Origin of the sequence: Halomonas sp. Ps84H-12 (genome assembly GCF_024124725.1) — a bacterium.
Taxonomy (GTDB): Bacteria; Pseudomonadota; Gammaproteobacteria; order Pseudomonadales; family Halomonadaceae; genus Vreelandella; species Vreelandella aquamarina.
Map to the genome: position 1 here is coordinate 46,579 of NZ_JAMXSJ010000025.1, position 16,612 is coordinate 63,190.

A 16,612-nucleotide genomic window follows, 5' to 3' on the forward strand; every position below is an offset into this window, starting at 1 on the left:
TATGGCGACGATGAACATGCTCCAGGCGATTAATAACGCGCTGGATATCGCCATGGCGGAAGATGAGAAAGTCATCTGCTTTGGTGAAGACGTGGGTATTTTTGGCGGTGTTTTCCGAGCCACCAGCCATTTACAAGAGAAGTACGGCAAAGCGCGCTGCTTTAATACGCCGCTGGTGGAGCAAGGCATTATTGGCTTTGCTAACGGACTGGCCGCACAAGGCTCTGTTCCCGTCGCTGAAATCCAGTTTGCGGATTACATCTTCCCCGCATTTGATCAAATCGTTAACGAGACCGCCAAATTCCGCTACCGCTCTGGGGATCTCTTCAACGTAGGCGGGCTCACCATTCGCACACCCTATGGCGGCGGCATTTCCGGGGGCTTATACCACTCGCAATCTCCTGAGGCGTACTTTACCCACACGCCGGGCTTAAAAGTGGTGGTGCCGCGCAACCCCTATCAAGCCAAAGGGCTGCTGCTAGCGGCGATTCGTGACCCCGACCCCGTGCTGTTTTTAGAGCCAAAACGGCTCTACCGCGCCGCAGTAGGTGAAGTGCCTGATGAGGATTACCAACTGCCAATTGGTGAAGCAGAAGTGATCAAAGAGGGTACCGACATTACCCTGGTGGGCTGGGGCGCGCAGATGGAAGTGATCAGCAAAGCCGCCGAGCTTGCCGAAGAGCAGGGCATTGCCTGCGAGGTCATCGACCTGCGCTCGCTGCTGCCCTGGGATGTGGATACCGTGGCAGAGTCGGTATTCAAAACCGGCCGTATGATTGTTAGTCATGAAGCGCCGCTCACCGGCGGCTTTGCCGGTGAAATTGCCGCGACGATACAGGAGCGCTGTTTTCTCTATCTGGAATCGCCGATTACTCGGGTTACCGGGCTGGATACGCCTTTCCCGCTGGTGCTGGAGAAAGAGTACTTGCCCGACCACCTGAAAATTTTTGAAGCGATTCGCGAAAGCGTGAACTTTTAGCGCCAGGGAGAACAGCCATGAGTGATTTTTTACTGCCAGATATCGGTGAAGGTATCGTTGAGTGTGAAGTGGTGGAGTGGCGCGTGGCCGAAGGCGACACCATCGAAGAGGATCAGCCGATAGTCGAAGTGATGACCGACAAGGCGCTGGTGGAAATCACCGCGCCAGAAGCCGGGACGGTCACCAATCTGTATGTGGCCCAGGGGAAGATTGCCAAGGTTCACGCGCCGCTTTATGCATACCAAGCCGCCGGTCAGATGAACAGCGATACTGCTGCTACCGAGCAGGCACCTTCAGCGCCGCCCAGTAGCCACGGGGTGGCCGCTGATGAAAATAGCCCGCCGCCTAAAAGCCAAGCCGTTACCCCGGCGGCTGCAGGCAAAGTGCCCGCTAGCCCTGCGGTGCGCCGCTTAGTACGCGAGCACAGCCTAGCCCTGTCGGAGATCTCAGGCAGTGGTAAAGATGGCCGGGTGCTGAAAGAAGACGTGCTAGCGCACCTCAACGCGCCAGCGGTATCTCACCAAACGGCCAGTGTTTCGATGCCATCAAGCACAGGCTTAGCACCCTCAAAAGTAGAGCCGCTGCGCGGCGTGCGGGCGGTGATGGCCAAGCGCATGGTAGAGGCCGCTAGCTCCATTCCTCATTTTCACTACGGTGAAGAGATTGATGTCACGGAGCTGTTGGCGCTGCGCGAGCGGCTCAAGCCGCAGGTAGAGGCGAAGGGCGAACGGCTCACGCTGATGCCGTTCTTTATGAAAGCGATGGCGCTGGCCGTGGCGGAGACGCCGATCATCAATGCACAGTTAAACAGCGAAGCCAACGAGCTGAGCTACTACGACCAGTGCAATATCGGCATGGCGGTGGATAGCAAAGCGGGGCTTTTGGTCCCTAACGTGAAGGGTGTCGAGGGCTTAACGCTGTTTGAGATTGCCAAAGAGGTCGGCAGGCTAACCAATGCCGCGCGGGAAGGGCGCGTGGAGCAGGCGGATCTAAAGGGCGGCACCATCAGCATCTCCAACATTGGTGCCCTCGGGGGCACCTACGCGGCGCCGATTATTAATGCGCCGGAAGCCGCCATTGTGGCCATTGGCAAAACCCAGTGGCTGCCGCGCTTTGATGAGCACGGGGCTGTGCAGCGCCGGGCTATTTTGACGGTCACCTGGGCAGGCGATCATCGCTTTATTGATGGCGGTACCATTGCTCGCTTCTGCAACGCCTGGAAAGGCTTTCTCGAGGCGCCGGAAAGCATGCTGCTTCATCTGGCCTAACCGTGTAGGCACCTTGCTATGAGCCAGGCACCGCTGCAGCAGTTTTACATACCCGAAGAGCAGTCGGTCTACCTGCTAAGCCATCACGATGCGCGAAAGCTAAAAGACTGGGTAGCGCTGTGCCAAGCACAGCTTGCCCAGTTGGGCTATTCGAATATCGAGCTGATTGGTAAGGGGGCTTACGGGTTTGTGTTTGCGGGTAGCGCTTGGCAGCAAGGCGTCAAGGCGCACTACGTGTTCAAGTTTTCACGCATTACGCTGCCCACTCATTTACAAGAACGCCTCGAAGAGGAGGCGTTCATGCTCGATCAGGTATCGCACCCTCGAATTCCCAAGCTCATTACCTACCAGCGCGCACGCGGCCAGTCGATTTTGGTCATGGAGCGTGCCCCTGGCTGGAATCTGGAGCAAGTGTCGCTCAAGCAGGGAAAGCTCCCACCACGATTGATCGTGCGCATTGCCGCGCAGCTGGCGGATATTCTCAAAGCGCTGCGTCGTGAAACGGGCCCACATGTACGGCCGGTGGTACATGGCGATATCAAGCCTTCCAATCTCGTTTTCGATACGGTCAGTGAATCCATCGCGCTGATCGACTGGGGCTCATCGGTGTTCGCACAGTTGGATGAATCGCTTCAGTTCGTGGGTGCCAACGTAATGGAGTTGATGTCGGACAATCTGCAGCAAACCAATGCACGGCTGGGGGATGTCTATTTTATCGGTGAAGAGCAGTTGAACGGAGCGCTCTCGTCGCCACGGTTCGATGAGCAGGGGGCGGCCGGTACGCTCTATGCGCTGGCCTCGGCGCAGTCCTGCCGTTTTGGCCATCGAGCAATTCCGGCCAGCTCATTGGGATTGCCCATTGAGTTTGCACGCACGCTGGATGGCATGCTCGACCCCGACCCACAGGTGCGGCGTAAAGCGGGGGATTACTTTATTCGTGAAATGCCGCGCATGGTGAAGCTTGTTATGGTTGACCTGCCCATCGCTCCCCAAACGCCGCTAGTGCCCGTATGGGGAAAAGGCCTGCGTCGCCCGGCTAGCCAAGAGATCGATACCGTGGTGTACAGCTCACGAAAGGCGTTTTTACGCGAGGCAAGCGCTGAAGAGACGTTAAACGACGTCAATGATGTGCAGCTTGATCGCTATTACAAACAGTTTATGCAGGGGATGGGAGAAACCGAAAAAGCCTTTTTGGCTTCGGTGAGTCGGTTGGGCAAATACCCGGTCGTAGGTGGTTTAGCGGTGCGCTGGGAGCGGGAGGGTGTTTATATCGATTCGTCGCTCAACCTGCATGACCCAGCGCTAAAGCCCGCGTTTATCGAGGCGGTGAATAACATGGTGCACTTAGCACGGGCCATTCATCGCCAGGGAGTATTTAAAAGCTGCCTGTTCAATGCCCGCCAAACGCTGCACTTAGAGCGTGCTAGCCCTGAGGAGGCGTTTTACTGCCAGCCAGAGATGGCGATTAATTACGAAGTAAGCGCCGTGCCGGAAATGGAGAATCGCACTCGGCAGCACAGCTACTTTGAAGATGGCCCTGACCCAGAAGAGCTATTGGTGCTGCCGGATACCATTATGCAACTGCTTCAGCGGCTCAATGAGATTCACCATACCGGCATGATCATCTTTGAAGCGCTGCCCAAACATCTCAAAATCCATAGCTACTATCGGCTGCTCGACCCTCAACGCGAGCAGGAGTTTCGCAGCCTACTGAGCCGAATGCTGGCTGCTGTCAGTCAAATCGAGGGGCTGGGCGTGTCGGGGTTTATGAAGATGCCCTACAAAGACACGCGCTTTTTTACCCACTTAGAACGACAACCAGAGCACTTCTACCCCAAAGACCCAAAAGAGTATATAAGAAAAAGTGCCTTGCCCGCGCCGCCGCGTTAGGCGGCACTGTTAATTCGGCGCGTTTGTGATTAACCAGCTCGCCAACTGTTCGGTTAAACGGTCGGTGGCGCTACCAAAGGCGCTCACCACATCGGGTATCCCAGTGCTTGTGGCGCGCTCCCGAATCGCAAAGCTGGTGGAGGCCACGGGCTGTTGGTCCGCGCCGAGTAATTGAACGTCTAACTGCAGGTTAACGCTTGGCGGAGAGGTGTCATACTCGCTCTGAAAGTGGCGCAGCTCGCTTAATAGCAGCAAGTCGTGAGGGAGCCGATCGCTGCTCACGTTGGCGAACAGCTCTTGCTGCTGCAGCCCTGCAATCAGCTGGGCTTGCAGCATGTCCGGTGTATCTTCATGCCAGCGAGCACCCTCATACACATTGACCACATTGCCTTCGGGAAACACCACGATACGATTGCTGCTGAGCAGGTGGCCCGCTTCTGGTGTAGCGATACCCAGTCGCTCTGGCTGCGTGATGGTGGCAGGGGCGCTCTGCATCGTGGTAGCAGGCAAGCGATACAGCGTCGATGGCGCTTTCTCCGGTAAAATAGAGCAGCCCGAAAGGGTAAGTAAGGCACTTAGAAAAAAGCCGTTACGTAAAGCGTGCATGTTCATGGGTGGAACTCCTCTACTTGGTCGCGGCCTAGGAAAAAGTCCGTGGGGCTCTCCTCAAGCTCCCGTGTAATGCGGTCGAGGGTGGCGAGTGTCGAGCGTAACGCCGCTAGGGCCGGGGCAATGTCGCGAGTGCTTTGTAGAGTGCTTTCGACAGCACCCGCGTTATCGTTCACCAACTGTTCTATCCGCTGGGCAGCGCTGGCAACATTGCGGCTGGCGCTCTCTGCGCTGCGCATCACCTGCTGACCCTCCTGGCTCAGCAAGCGGTTCGCCTCTAGGCTAAGCGATTCGATACTTTCAAGCGTGGTGGAGGCTTGGCGTGACACATCGCCAAAGAGCGCCATGTTTTCATCCAGGGCAGACTGCTGAGAGGCAATCATCTCGGTGATTTGGGCAATATTGGTCAGGATATTGCCTGCTTGCTCACGATTATTGTCATCGAAGAGTTCGTTCACACTCTGCAAAATCGCGTTGAGGTTTTCGACCATCTCTTCGCCTTCGTCAAACAGCGTAGCAATAGGCGACGGGTCGGCTTGAATGAAAGGCGTATCGTCGCTGCTCTGCGCTAGCAAGCGTTGGCTTTCTGGGGTGCCGCCATAGAGCTGCACGGACATACTGCCGGTAATGCTGGCAAAGGCTAGCTTTGCGCGGGTATCCACTTTAATCGGAGTGTCTTCATACACGCGAATAAGTGTGATCACTTGGCGTGGGTCGTCAGGATTGAGGGAAAGCTCGGTAACATCGCCCACTTCAATGCCGTTGTACTGCACCTTGCTGCCCACTGAGAGGCCGCTGACGCTGCGCTCGAACAAAATGCGGTAGGGTTGATAGTCGCGTTGGCCAGCCGCATAGCTCATCCAGAGCGCAAACAGCAAGGCGGCAGCGGCCGTCAGCACGGTAAACAGGCCAATCAAAATATGGTGCGCTCGGGTTTCCATGTGCGTCACTCCTGAGAAGAGGTTGGGCCAGCAGAGCGCTGTGCAGCGCGTCCACGCGGTCCATTAAAGTAATCCTGTACCCACTCGTCGTCCGTTTTTGCGACGTTTTCCAGGGTATCCACCACCAGAACGCGCTTTTGCGACAGCACCGCGACCCGGTCACAGGCCGCATAGAGGGTATCGAGGTCGTGGGTGACCAAAAAAACGCTAAAGCCCATTGCATCGCGCAGCGTGACCAGCAGTTGGTCAAACGCGGCGGCCCCAATGGGGTCGAGTCCTGCGGTAGGCTCATCGAGAAACAAAATATCCGGGTCCAGGGCCAGTGCCCTGGCAAGCGCGGCACGTTTCACCATGCCCCCAGAGAGCGATTCTGGAAATTGTCGGGCGGCATGAGGGGGCAGGCCTACCAGCGAGAGCTTGATACGCGCCAGATACTCGGCCTCTTCCCTAGAGAGTTTGGCGTGCTCGATAAGCGGCAGCGCAACGTTTTCTTGCAGGTTGAGCGAACTAAACAGCGCCCCACGTTGAAAGAGCACCCCAAAGCGCCGCTCGACCTGGCTGCGTTGGGACTCACTTAACTCATTTAACCGCTGGTTCAGCACTTCTACTGTGCCGTCATTTGGCCGCTTTAAGCCCACAATACTGCGCAGTAGAACTGATTTACCGGTACCTGAGCCGCCGACAACGCCGAGAATTTCGCCTCGGTAGAGGGTCAAGTCTAGCCCTTCGTGAACGACGTTGTCGCCAAATCGATTCACCAGCCCCTGCACGCGGATAACCGCTTCATCGCGCTCGGGCTGTTGCGGCATCTCTGAATATCGCTCGGTCACCAGCCCATCTCCATGAAAAATAGCGCCGCTAACGCATCTATCAGAATCACCATAAAGATGGACTGCACCACGCTTGAGGTGGTGTGGGCGCCTACCGATTGGGCACTGCCGCTAACTTTAAACCCTTCTAGGCAGCCAATGACGGCAATCACAAAGGCAAATACCGGCGCTTTGCTCAAGCCGACCAGAAAATGAGTGACCGACACGTCTTTTTGCAGTGTGGTGATGAACTGACTCACAGAAATATCCAGCGATAGGGTGGCCACCACCGCGCCGCCGACGAGGCCGCTCAGCATGCCCACAAACGCCAGCAGCGGTAGGCTGATCAACATCGCCATCACCCGGGGAAGCACTAGCAGCTCAATCGGGTCGAGTCCCAATGTTTTAAGGGCATCAATCTCTTCGTTGGATTTCATCGCGCCAAGCTGGGCGGTAAAGGCGCTGGCAGTGCGGCCTGCCAAAAGTATCGCGGCCAAGAGCACGCCAAATTCCCGTAAAAATGAAAATGCTACGAGATCAATGGTGTAAACCGTTGCACCGAAGTCTTGGAGCACCGTGGCCCCCAAAAACGCCACCACTGCGCCCACCATAAAGGTTAAGAGCGCAACGATAGGCACCGCATTCAAGCCACTTTGCTGAATATGCGCGACGGTGGCGGTAATACGCCAGTGGCGGGGTCGAAACAGAAGTGAGGTAAATGTGGCCAGCACCAAGCCAATGAAAGCCAGTAGCTGGCGCTGCTGAGACCCCAGCGCCACCATTTGCTGGCCCACTGTCGCTAAGGCTTCGCTAATCCGGTTGGGGCGGGGTGTGGGGCTCTCAAGCGGAGCGTCCATAGCCTCGGCAATGCGTATTAGCAAGGCCTGCTGCACCTGGGGAAGATCGCTTGCCCAGTCGCCAATTTGTTTGGTTTTTTCAACACCAATTAGCTCAACGATCAGCGCCGCGCCGGCGGTATCCAGCCCCTCAAAGCCGGGTAGCGACAGCGCTGCCGAGCTTAGCCGACCCTGCTGCTGTAGGGCGCGCTTCAGCTCAGCGTAGTGGCGTAGTGTCCATTCGCCGTGCAGCGAGACATGCTCGCCCTGTTGAGTGATCCACTCGTTTGGCATCCCTGCTCCTCAGTGCCTTCACATGCAGTGAAGGCCTATGATGCAATAAAACGAGCGTTAGTGAAAGGTAAGCCGTCGTTTCTTAACGTGACGCACGATACTTGGGGGCCAGCTCCTGCATAATTTTTGCTGCTACTTCCTTGAGTCTGGGGCCAAGGTTGTTGACCAATCGATCATGATCTAAACGCAGGCTAGAGCCACCGCAGTTAATCGCCATCACTTCGGCACCATCTTCTAAAATGAGCGGCATGGCCACGGCGCTGATATCCCGCTGCCAATCCTGTTCGGATAGGCAAAAGCCATACTCGGCATAGTCGCGCAGGCTCTGTTCAATACCGGCATGAAGGCGCGGCCAATCGCTGCCGTGAAACGCGGCTAGCTCTTGCATCACCTGTTGGCGGCGCTCGTCAGATAATCCGCACAGCCAGGCACGACCAATCGCCGAGGTGGCAATCGGTAGACGAGAGCCAACATCTAAGCGAATAATCAGCGGGCCGTGGCCGTGGCAGGTTTCCAGATACACCATGTCGCTGCGGTCGGCACCGCCCAGGCTCACGTTGCAGTCGGTGGCGTCGGCAAAGTGCTGTAAATGGGGGCGAGCAATTTCGCGAATGCCCATATTGGCCAGAAAGCGGTAACCCAGCGCCAGCACACCTGGCCCGAGGCGGTACTTCTCCAGGTGACGGTTGTGTTGCAGGTAGCCTAACTGGGTCAGCGTATAGGTTAACCGGGACACCGTGGGGCGCGGGATGTGGGTGCGATTAGAGAGCTCTGCATTGCCCAGGTACTCTTCCCCTGTTCCAAAAGCGCGGAGCAGTTCTAACCCCCGCGCAAGCGCGGTGACAAAGTTGCGATCTTTTTCGGGTGATTGCGGCTCATCAGCAGCGGCGTCGGTTGGTTCCATCAAGCGTCTCGGCTAATCAATCATTGAGTGGCAAGTATCGCATACCTGCGCTGGGGCGTTGCAAAGCGCGATAAGAGAGCTTAGTCAACGCTTGGCCTGCGGCGCCTGCCTTAGATACTGTGCTAGCGCCGCAGGAGGGCGGTTAGCTGTCCAGGCGTTCAATGATGGTCGCGATGCCCTGGCCAACGCCAATACACATGGTGACCAGCGCATAGCGCCCGCCGGTGGCTTCTAGCTGGCGCAGCGCAGTGAGTGCCAAACGTGCGCCCGAGGCACCCAGCGGGTGGCCAATGGCAATGGCGCCACCGTTGGCGTTAAGGCGCGGGTCGTCGGCGGAAAGACCCAACTGCTGAACGCAGCCCAACACCTGCACCGCAAAAGCTTCGTTGATTTCAATCACGTCCATCTGCTCAAGCGAGAGGCCAGCCCGGGCCAGCGCTTTTTGCGAGGCGGGTACCGGCCCCAAGCCCATGACGCGGGGAGCAACGCCCGCCACGGCGCTGGCAACGATACGCGCTCGCGGAGCAAGCCCAGCTCGCTCGCCTGCTGCACGCGTGCCGACAATCAGCGCGGCAGCCCCGTCATTTAATCCAGACGCGTTGCCTGCGGTCACGACACCACCTTCAAACAGCGCGCCGAGTTTGGCTAGTTTTTCCTCGGTGCTTTCAGCGCGGGGGTGCTCGTCTTTATCTACCAACAGCGGCGGCTGTTTGCGTCCTTGAGGCACGTCTACCCCAAACATTTCGCCTTCATAAAAGCCGTTTGCCAGCGCCTTGGCATAGCGCGCTTGGGAGCGGGCGGCAAAGGCGTCGCTGGCCTCGCGGCCAATGTTCAGGTCGTGGGCAATGTTATCGGCAGTTTCCGGCATGCTGTGGCTGCCGTACTCTTTGGCAATCCACGGGTTGGGAAAGCGCGAGCCAATCACGGTATCAAACATCGGCTGATTGCGAGCGTAGGGGGAGTCGGCTTTGCCCAGCACGTAAGGCGCGCGGGACATAGACTCCACGCCGCCAGCCAAAAATAGCTCACCCTCGCCTAAGCGAGCGGCACGGGCGGCATCCATCATGGCGGCTAAGCCACTGCCGCACAGGCGATTGACGGTTTGGCCTGCCACCTCAATCGGCAGGCCCGCCAGCAGCGCACCGTGACGGGCCACGTTGCGGGAATCTTCCCCCGCTTGGTTAGTACAACCCGCCAACACTTCTTCGTAGCTTTCTGGGGCAAACGGATTACGCGCCACCAGTGCTTTGAGCGTTAGGCCCAGCAGCTCATCTGGGCGAATGGCCGCTAGGCTGCCGCCATGGCGACCAAAAGGGGTGCGTAATCCGTCGTAAATATAGGCGTCTTGCATGGTTATTTTCCTTGTTTGTGTAAGCCTTACTTGAGCCGTAGTTGAAACTGAGGGGTTTCAGCCCGTTGGCCTGTCAGTGAGGGGCATACCCAGCGCAGCGCGACGGCGCAGCCAAGGGCTAGGGCGATAGCGGGGGTCACCGGTAGCGGCTAATAGGTTGTTCAAAATGGTTAGGATGCGCGAAGCGCCGTAATGGTCGCCCATGCGCAGCGGGCCAAACGGGTAGCCCAGGCCAAGTTCCACCGCACGATCAATAGTGGCGGGTGCAGCGACGCCTTGCTGTGCGATATCTGCCCCAACGTTGACGATGCAGGCCACCACGCGCTGCAGCACAAAGCCGGTGCTGTCTTGTAGGGTGCTGACCGGCGTGCCGTCAGCATTCAACAGGCTGGCAGCGGCATTGATCAGGTCGGGTCGGGTAATGGGGGAGGCCATCAGGCTGCGGCGCTTATCCAGCCCCGCCAGCATATCCACCGCGACGCACTGCTCGGCATTCAAGCCTTGGCGCAGGGCGCACTGCGTGGTGTCTTCGCCCAGCGGTGTCAGTAGGCACAGCGCCTCTGAGGAGGGCTGATCCGCACTTTCTAGTGGCCAGCCCGCCGTGGCGACCAGTTCGGCAAGCTGGGCGGCGCTGCCAGGGTCGTCTTGGCTGATCCACACGGGGCAAGGCGAGGCTGACGCAATGGCGGGCTCTTCCGGCATCTGCTGCTGGCCATCCACGTAGCGATAAAAGCCCTCACCGGTTTTGCGCCCTAGCAAGCCTGCTGAGAGCCGCTGGCGGGTGAGCGGTGAAGGGCGAAAGCGCGGCTCTTCATAGTACTGGTGGTACACCGACTCCATCACCGCATGGGAAACATCCAGGCCGGTCAGGTCCAGCAGGGTAAACGGCCCCATCCGAAAACCACCTTGATCCACCATGATGCGGTCAATGGTGGCGGGGTCGGTCACACTCTCACTCAGAACGCGCAGTGCTTCGGTGCCAAAAGCGCGCCCGGCGTGATTGACCAGAAAGCCAGGGGTATCGGTGGCCTGGGCGGTAAAGTGGCCCATGGTGGTGCCCAGGGCATTAACCCGCTGAGTGATATCATTAGCGGTACGTAACCCCGGAATTACTTCCACGATTTTCATCAGCGGAACGGGATTGAAAAAGTGAAAGCCAATCACGCGCTCTGGGTGCTGGCAGGCGGCAGCAATTGCGGTAACAGACAGCGAAGAGGTGTTGGTGGCGAGCACGGCATCCTGGCGAACAATGCCCTCTAAATCGCTAAACAGCCCCTGTTTTGCTTCCAGCTTCTCGATGATGGCTTCAACGACGATATCGCAAGGGGCGAGGGCGGCGAGGTCGCGGGCTTCAATCAATCGTTCGCCGTACTGCTCGGCTTGGGCTTGGGTAATCCGCTGCTTGTCGGCGCTGCGCTGCCATAACCCATTAATAAAGGCAGTCGCTTCCGCCACCGCGCCTTCTTTAACATCAAATAGCATGACGTTCAGGCCTGCCTGCGCGGCGAGCTGAGCAATTCCTCTACCCATGGCCCCGGTGCCGACAATGCCAAGAGTGTTGAACGAATGGGCGACTGCGTCGTTGGACATAGGTCAAAATCCTCGCTGCAAGGGTTTATTGTTCTGCATTGCAAAATAGCATTTCGTTTATTGACTGCCATCCTAGGCTATGCAAAAGTGCCTGACAAGAGAGTGAACGCTAGTTTCGCCATGCAGAATTATTGCAAGCCTCACTGCCCGCGCGAACGCCAACCATAAAAATATCGTTGCTACCAGGAGCCGTTATGATCCGTGATCCCGAACTGCTGAATCAGTTGGTTGATACCATTGCCCGCTTTGTCCGGGAACGTTTGATTCCCAATGAGGCACGGCTTGCCGAAGAGGATGCAGTGCCCGCCGAGATCCTCGCGGAAATGAAGGAGATGGGGCTGTTCGGGCTATCCATTCCTGAAGAGTACGGCGGCTTAGGGCTCACGATGGAAGAAGAAGCCCTGGTAGCCATGGAAATCGGCAAAACGTCTCCCGCATTCCGCTCGGTATTTGGTACGAATAATGGCATCGGTGCCCAAGGCATTCTGATTGACGGCACTGAAGAGCAGAAAGCCAAGTACGTGCCGCGCTTGGCCACCGGGGAAATTCTCAGCTCTTTCTGCTTAACCGAACCGGATTCCGGCTCCGATGCCGCCAGCCTGCGCACCACCGCCGTGCGCGATGGCGACCACTACGTGTTAAACGGCACCAAGCGCTATATCACCAACGGCCCGGAGGCGGACCTGTTCACCGTGATGGCACGTACCGACCCAGACAACAAAGGCGCTGGCGGTATCTCCGCCTTTATTGTTGAAGGCAATACGCCTGGTCTGATTCGCGGCCCGGCAGATAACAAGATGGGCCAGAAGGGCGCGCATACCTGCGATATCATTTTTGATAACTGCCGTGTACCGGCTGAAAACATCATTGGCGGCAAAGAGGGGCAAGGCTTTAAAACCGCCATGAAAGTGCTCGACCGTGGGCGACTGCATATTTCCGCCGTGTGTGTGGGCGTGGCCGAGCGCTTAGTAGACGAGTCGCTGCGCTACACCATGGAGCGTAAGCAGTTTGGTGCGCCGCTGGCGGAGCATCAGCTGGTGCAGGCTATGCTGGCAGATAGCAAAACCGAGGCCTACGCAGGCAAAACCATGGTAATGGACGCTGCACGCCGCAAGGATGATGGCGAAAACGTCTCAACCCTAGCCTCCTGCTGCAAGCTGTTCTGTGCCGAGATGGTGGGTCGCGTCGCGGATCGCGCCGTGCAGGTGCACGGCGGTGCGGGCTATATGTCGGAATACGCCGTTGAGCGTTTCTACCGCGATGTGCGTTTGTTCCGCATTTACGAAGGGACGACGCAAATTCAGCAGCTGGTGATTGCCCGGAACATGGTGCGGGAGGCGTCCTAATGGCTCTGTCGGTCCCTTACCAAGCGCCAGATGAGAAAATCTTTGGCCGTCTGGCAAGCGAGCTGTTAGCAGAACTTCCCGAGCGCTTGAGCACCCGCGTGCTGGAAAATGCGAAACGCCTAGCGGATCACCCCGCGCTTGTGGATGGCAACGTCCGCTGGAGCTACGCCGAGCTGGGACAAGAGATTCATGCCGCCTGCGAGTGGTTAGCTAATTTAGGCATACGGCCCGGCGACCGTATTATGACGGTCAGTGAAAACTGCCGTGCCCTGGTGGTACTGCTGTTGGCCGCCAGTGAAATGGATGTTTGGGTCGCGATTGTCAATTCGCGCCTCTCCGCTCAGGAAGTGGATTTAATTCAGGGCAACTGCCTGCCTCGCCGAGTGTTTTACACTTGCGAAGCCTCCCAAGAGGCGAGCCAGCACGCCGAGCGCCACGCGGCTGACCGCTATCAGCATCCGCAGCTCGGCGGCCTAGCGATTTCACCGCTATTTGATAGCGAGCCAGAGCCTGTTCACGCCAGCGGTGCCGAGCAGGTAGCCGCGATGATCTACACCTCAGGCACCACCGGTACGCCGAAAGGCGTCATGCTGACCCATCGCGGTATTCTGTATATCGCCTCTATTTCCGGCGGCATGCGTCATCTGAGTGAAGGGCAGCGGGTGTACGGCGTGCTGCCGATGTCTCATGTGTTTGGCCTCTCATCAGTGTGTATGGGCTCGCTGTATAACGGCGCGTGCCTTTATACCGTGCCCCGGTTTGACGCGGTACAGCTGCTGGCAACGCTCAAAGAGGAGCGCATTACCGTGCTTCAGGGCGTGCCTGCTATGTACGCTCGCGCCCTGGAGTACTTGAAGCGTGAGCAGCGCGCGTTAGAAGCACCTGCGCTTATCTATATCTCCGCAGGCGGCTCGCCGCTGGATAGCGATACCAAAAAACGCGTGGAAGCTGCGTTTGGCCTAACGCTGCACAATGGCTACGGTCTCACCGAAGCCAGCCCGACGATTAGTCAAACCCGCATTGAAGACCGCCACCAGAGCAGCACCGTGGGCCGCGTGCTGCCGCTGTTGGAGTATCGGTTAGAGCCCTTAGGCAGCAGCGGCACGTCAGAAAAGGCAGGCGATGAGATCGGCGAGCTGTGGGTGCGTGGCCCTAATATCATGAAAGGTTACTTCCGCCAGCCGGACGCCACCCTCGCCACCTTAACGGAAGATGGCTGGCTCAATACCGGTGATATCGCCAAACTGGATCACGACGATCAGCTCTATATCGTGGGCCGCAGTAAAGAGCTGATTATTCGCTCGGGCTTCAACATCTACCCGCCGGATGTAGAAGCAGTGATTAATGAGCATCCTGCGGTGACCTTAACCGCAGTGGTTGGGCGGCAGGTGGCAGGCAATGAAGAGGTCGTGGCATTTGTGCAGTGCGAGCCGGGCGTTGAGGTTGATATGGCAGAACTCAAAGCCTTTATTGCCGAACGGCTTGCGCCTTATAAGCGTCCGACCCAAATTGTGCTGATGGATGCGTTGCCTTCCACCGCCAGCGGTAAGATTTTAAAAGGGCGGCTACGCGACTTGGCCCAGCAGGAGAGCGCTTTATGAGCGAAATAGATGGCGCTGACGCCTCCATCACACCGCAGGCGCTGATGGGTTATCACGAACTGCTGGGCATGCACGTGGTGGAGTGGGAGGAGGGGCGCGCGGTAGTGGAACTCACCATTGAACCCAAGCACCTTAACCGCAGCGGCAATGTGCATGGCGGTGTACTGGCTTCCATGCTGGACAGTGCCTTAAGCCTAGCGGGCCTGCACTGCGATGTGCCGGGGAATATTCGTCGTGGGATGACGCTGTCACTCACTACCACCTTTGTGGGGCCTGCTCGGCAAGGCGTGTTAAGGGCCACGGGCACGCTGCGTGGCGGCGGGCAAAAAACCTTCATGACCAGCGGTGAGATCGTGGATGAGCAGGGCAATCTTGTCGCTATGGGCGAAGGCGCGTTTCGTCGCCGCAGCGGCAGCGAATCGTCACAAGGCGTTCCCGACCCGCAGTTGAGGGAGCCTAGCGAGTGAGCCCAGCCCGCCTGCGGGTTTCCTGTTTGCTACTGGTGACGCTTGCCACGCTGATTCATTTGGTGGGTGGCAGCGTGGCGTGGCAAGCCGCAGGCATCGTTGTGCTGCTGCTTTATTTGATGACCCTGAAAGGTCAACTCACCCGCATGGCCAAGGGGCTGCTGTGTGCCGCTGGCGTGCTCACACTGTTCGCGCTGTGGCGCTCGCCCACGCCTGGGCAGCTGCTGTTTGAGGCGAGCGGGCGTTTTGCGTTTTTTGCCACCTTTATAGTGGCGCTGAGTATGCTGCGCTTACCTGCCTATCGCTCCCGTTTAGTGCGCCACTGTGGGCAAAGCATGTTGCTTCAACCCCCCAGCCGCCGTTATCCGATCTTATCCCTGGGCTCGGCGCTGTTTGGCATCATTCTGAACATTGGCGTGCTGAATCTGTTCGCCGCGATGATCGAAAAGAGCAATACCCTGAGTGCCGCCCAAGGGCGCGCCTGGGTGCGTGAGGCCCGCCAGCGGCGCATGATGCTGGCGCTGCTGCGCGGATTTTCGCTGGCCCCGCTGATTTCGCCCATGGGCATCGGGGTGGCCGTGGTGCTCTCAAGCCTTCCCCAGGTCACCTGGCCACAGCTGGCACCCTATATTCTAGGGGCCGCCGCGCTGATTTTTATGGCGGGCTGGGCGGTGGACTATTTCACCGGCCCGCACCCACCCGCCAATAAAACCTATGTCACCCCTTCGTTGCGCCCGTTGGCGCAGTTTAGCGTTTTACTAATCGGCATTGTGGCGCTGGTGTTTTCCATTGCGTGGTTGCTGGAGTTACGACTACCCATTGCCGCGCTGCTGGGCGCGCCTACCGGGGCGCTTTTATGGCTGGCTTGGCAGCGTCGCAGGCTGGGCTTTGGCGGGCTGCCTGCCGCCATAACGGCGGTGCATCGTCAGCTACCCTGGTTGCTGTCTCCCAGCGCTAATGAAATCGTGGTGCTGGGGGCGGCAGGCTATTTGGGGCATGTATGCGTGGGCTTGGTGGATACTCAGCAGCTAGCACCGCTATTGGCGGTGCTAGACCCGCTGGGCACTTTGAATGCGGTGTTGGCCATGCTGATGGTAGTGGGGCTAGCTCAAATAGGCGTCAACCCGATTGTTACGGTGACGCTGTTGGTGGGCTTGCTCCCCACGTTGGGCATTGATGGATTAACGCCTGAGCTGATTGGGGCATCGTTAATGGTAGGCTGGGCGCTGGCGCTGATGTCATCACCAATGACCGCTTCCATGCTGATTCTCTCGCGCTTTACCGGCGTACCCGCCACCCGCATCGGTTACCGCTGGAACGGGCGCTTTCTGGTCGCTGCCATCCCGCTGCTGGCGTTATGGTTTGGTTGGTCGCCTTTCTGAGGTGGGATGTTCAAGGAAACGCTTGACCTTTGGCAGGCGTTTTTTTATTGTTATTTTTATAAAGTGAAATATTATTTTGCTATGCGGAATAAAAAGCCGATGGTTCAATCGCTGGAGCATGCCTTATGAAAATCCTCGTCGCGGTGAAACGCGTCATCGACTACAACGTCAAAATCCGCGTCAAAGCGGACCACTCTGATGTAGACCTTACCAACGTTAAAATGGCCATGAACCCCTTCTGCGAAATTGCCGTGGAAGAGGCGGTGCGCCTGAAAGAGAAGGGTGTGGCCACCGAGGTCGTGGCCGTGACCGTGGGCCCCAAGGCCGCCCAAGAGCAGCTGCGCA

Annotated in this window: 14 protein-coding genes and 1 pseudogene; 8 read left to right on the plus strand and 7 right to left on the minus strand. The window is 57.9% G+C overall.

Annotated features, from left to right (window positions below):
* Nucleotide 1: 1 nt before the first annotated feature.
* Genes NH344_RS12780 through NH344_RS12790 form a run of 3 tightly spaced genes read left to right on the plus strand, consistent with a single transcriptional unit; the run spans nt 2 to nt 4,137 of the window.
* Nucleotides 2–979: a transketolase C-terminal domain-containing protein gene (locus tag NH344_RS12780; protein WP_058576352.1), complete on the plus strand. Its 978-nt coding sequence runs from the start codon at nt 2–4 to the stop codon at nt 977–979.
* 17 nt (nt 980–996) lie between these two features.
* The gene (locus tag NH344_RS12785; protein WP_074210542.1) at nt 997–2,247 is read left to right on the plus strand and encodes a 2-oxo acid dehydrogenase subunit E2; all 1,251 of its coding nucleotides are present in this window, start codon (nt 997–999) and stop codon (nt 2,245–2,247) included.
* A gap of 18 nt (nt 2,248–2,265) precedes the next feature.
* A complete protein-coding gene (locus NH344_RS12790) occupies nt 2,266–4,137 on the plus strand; it encodes a protein kinase (protein ID WP_253027991.1) in 1,872 nt (623 codons plus the stop codon).
* Nucleotides 4,138–4,146: 9 nt separating this feature from the next.
* On the opposite strand, the gene NH344_RS12795 is transcribed toward NH344_RS12790, so the two are convergent.
* From NH344_RS12795 to NH344_RS12825, 7 genes are all read right to left on the minus strand, one after another.
* Nucleotides 4,147–4,749, minus strand: coding sequence for an ABC-type transport auxiliary lipoprotein family protein (locus NH344_RS12795; RefSeq protein ID WP_213261967.1), 603 nt, complete (start codon nt 4,747–4,749; stop codon nt 4,147–4,149).
* The gene (locus NH344_RS12800) at nt 4,746–5,687 is read right to left on the minus strand and encodes an MlaD family protein (RefSeq protein ID WP_213261968.1); all 942 of its coding nucleotides are present in this window, start codon (nt 5,685–5,687) and stop codon (nt 4,746–4,748) included. The genes NH344_RS12795 and NH344_RS12800 overlap by 4 nt, the downstream gene beginning before the upstream one ends.
* Before the next feature lie 5 nt (nt 5,688–5,692).
* Nucleotides 5,693–6,496 carry an ATP-binding cassette domain-containing protein gene (locus tag NH344_RS12805; protein ID WP_058576360.1) on the minus strand — a complete coding sequence of 268 codons (804 nt, stop codon included), beginning with the start codon at nt 6,494–6,496 and terminating at the stop codon, nt 5,693–5,695.
* Nucleotides 6,497–6,513: 17 nt separating this feature from the next.
* Nucleotides 6,514–7,626, minus strand: a complete 1,113-nt coding sequence (locus NH344_RS12810; protein ID WP_253027992.1) for an ABC transporter permease — start codon at nt 7,624–7,626, stop codon at nt 6,514–6,516.
* 82 nt (nt 7,627–7,708) lie between these two features.
* Nucleotides 7,709–8,530 (minus strand): IclR family transcriptional regulator, encoded by an 822-nt coding sequence (locus NH344_RS12815; RefSeq protein ID WP_044629405.1) that lies wholly within the window; start codon nt 8,528–8,530, stop codon nt 7,709–7,711.
* A 142-nt stretch (nt 8,531–8,672) separates the two neighbouring features.
* The gene (locus NH344_RS12820) at nt 8,673–9,881 is read right to left on the minus strand and encodes a 3-oxoadipyl-CoA thiolase (protein ID WP_044629404.1); all 1,209 of its coding nucleotides are present in this window, start codon (nt 9,879–9,881) and stop codon (nt 8,673–8,675) included.
* 57 nt (nt 9,882–9,938) lie between these two features.
* Nucleotides 9,939–11,471, minus strand: a complete 1,533-nt coding sequence (locus NH344_RS12825; RefSeq protein WP_253027993.1) for a 3-hydroxyacyl-CoA dehydrogenase — start codon at nt 11,469–11,471, stop codon at nt 9,939–9,941.
* Nucleotides 11,472–11,665: 194 nt separating this feature from the next.
* Here NH344_RS12825 and NH344_RS12830 point away from each other — a divergent pair, with 194 nt between their 5' ends.
* From NH344_RS12830 to NH344_RS12850, 5 genes and pseudogenes are all read left to right on the plus strand, one after another.
* The gene (locus tag NH344_RS12830; RefSeq protein ID WP_044629402.1) at nt 11,666–12,817 is read left to right on the plus strand and encodes an acyl-CoA dehydrogenase family protein; all 1,152 of its coding nucleotides are present in this window, start codon (nt 11,666–11,668) and stop codon (nt 12,815–12,817) included.
* Nucleotides 12,817–14,418 (plus strand): class I adenylate-forming enzyme family protein, encoded by a 1,602-nt coding sequence (locus NH344_RS12835; protein WP_044629401.1) that lies wholly within the window; start codon nt 12,817–12,819, stop codon nt 14,416–14,418. Before NH344_RS12830 ends, NH344_RS12835 begins: the two co-directional genes overlap by 1 nt.
* Complete coding sequence (locus NH344_RS12840) at nt 14,415–14,885, plus strand: PaaI family thioesterase (protein ID WP_044629400.1); 471 nt, start codon at nt 14,415–14,417, stop codon at nt 14,883–14,885. The genes NH344_RS12835 and NH344_RS12840 overlap by 4 nt, the downstream gene beginning before the upstream one ends.
* Nucleotides 14,882–16,267 (plus strand): hypothetical protein, encoded by a 1,386-nt coding sequence (locus tag NH344_RS12845; RefSeq protein WP_074210550.1) that lies wholly within the window; start codon nt 14,882–14,884, stop codon nt 16,265–16,267. Before NH344_RS12840 ends, NH344_RS12845 begins: the two co-directional genes overlap by 4 nt.
* A gap of 125 nt (nt 16,268–16,392) precedes the next feature.
* Nucleotides 16,393–16,612, plus strand: a pseudogene (locus tag NH344_RS12850) (electron transfer flavoprotein subunit beta/FixA family protein); the annotation flags it as partial.

What these genes read in the sequence shown, in the direction of transcription:
- NH344_RS12820 (WP_044629404.1), bottom strand. Translation starts at nt 9,881, where the DNA reads ATGCAAGACGCCTATATTTACGACGGATTACGCACCCCTTTTGGTCGC.
- NH344_RS12830 (WP_044629402.1), top strand. Translation starts at nt 11,666, where the DNA reads ATGATCCGTGATCCCGAACTGCTGAATCAGTTGGTTGATACCATTGCC.
- NH344_RS12825 (WP_253027993.1), bottom strand. Translation starts at nt 11,471, where the DNA reads ATGTCCAACGACGCAGTCGCCCATTCGTTCAACACTCTTGGCATTGTC.
- NH344_RS12835 (WP_044629401.1), top strand. Translation starts at nt 12,817, where the DNA reads ATGGCTCTGTCGGTCCCTTACCAAGCGCCAGATGAGAAAATCTTTGGC.
- NH344_RS12785 (WP_074210542.1), top strand. Translation starts at nt 997, where the DNA reads ATGAGTGATTTTTTACTGCCAGATATCGGTGAAGGTATCGTTGAGTGT.
- NH344_RS12810 (WP_253027992.1), bottom strand. Translation starts at nt 7,626, where the DNA reads ATGCCAAACGAGTGGATCACTCAACAGGGCGAGCATGTCTCGCTGCAC.
- NH344_RS12795 (WP_213261967.1), bottom strand. Translation starts at nt 4,749, where the DNA reads ATGAACATGCACGCTTTACGTAACGGCTTTTTTCTAAGTGCCTTACTT.
- NH344_RS12800 (WP_213261968.1), bottom strand. Translation starts at nt 5,687, where the DNA reads ATGGAAACCCGAGCGCACCATATTTTGATTGGCCTGTTTACCGTGCTG.
- NH344_RS12840 (WP_044629400.1), top strand. Translation starts at nt 14,415, where the DNA reads ATGAGCGAAATAGATGGCGCTGACGCCTCCATCACACCGCAGGCGCTG.
- NH344_RS12805 (WP_058576360.1), bottom strand. Translation starts at nt 6,496, where the DNA reads ATGCCGCAACAGCCCGAGCGCGATGAAGCGGTTATCCGCGTGCAGGGG.
- NH344_RS12790 (WP_253027991.1), top strand. Translation starts at nt 2,266, where the DNA reads ATGAGCCAGGCACCGCTGCAGCAGTTTTACATACCCGAAGAGCAGTCG.
- NH344_RS12815 (WP_044629405.1), bottom strand. Translation starts at nt 8,530, where the DNA reads ATGGAACCAACCGACGCCGCTGCTGATGAGCCGCAATCACCCGAAAAA.
- NH344_RS12780 (WP_058576352.1), top strand. Translation starts at nt 2, where the DNA reads ATGGCGACGATGAACATGCTCCAGGCGATTAATAACGCGCTGGATATC.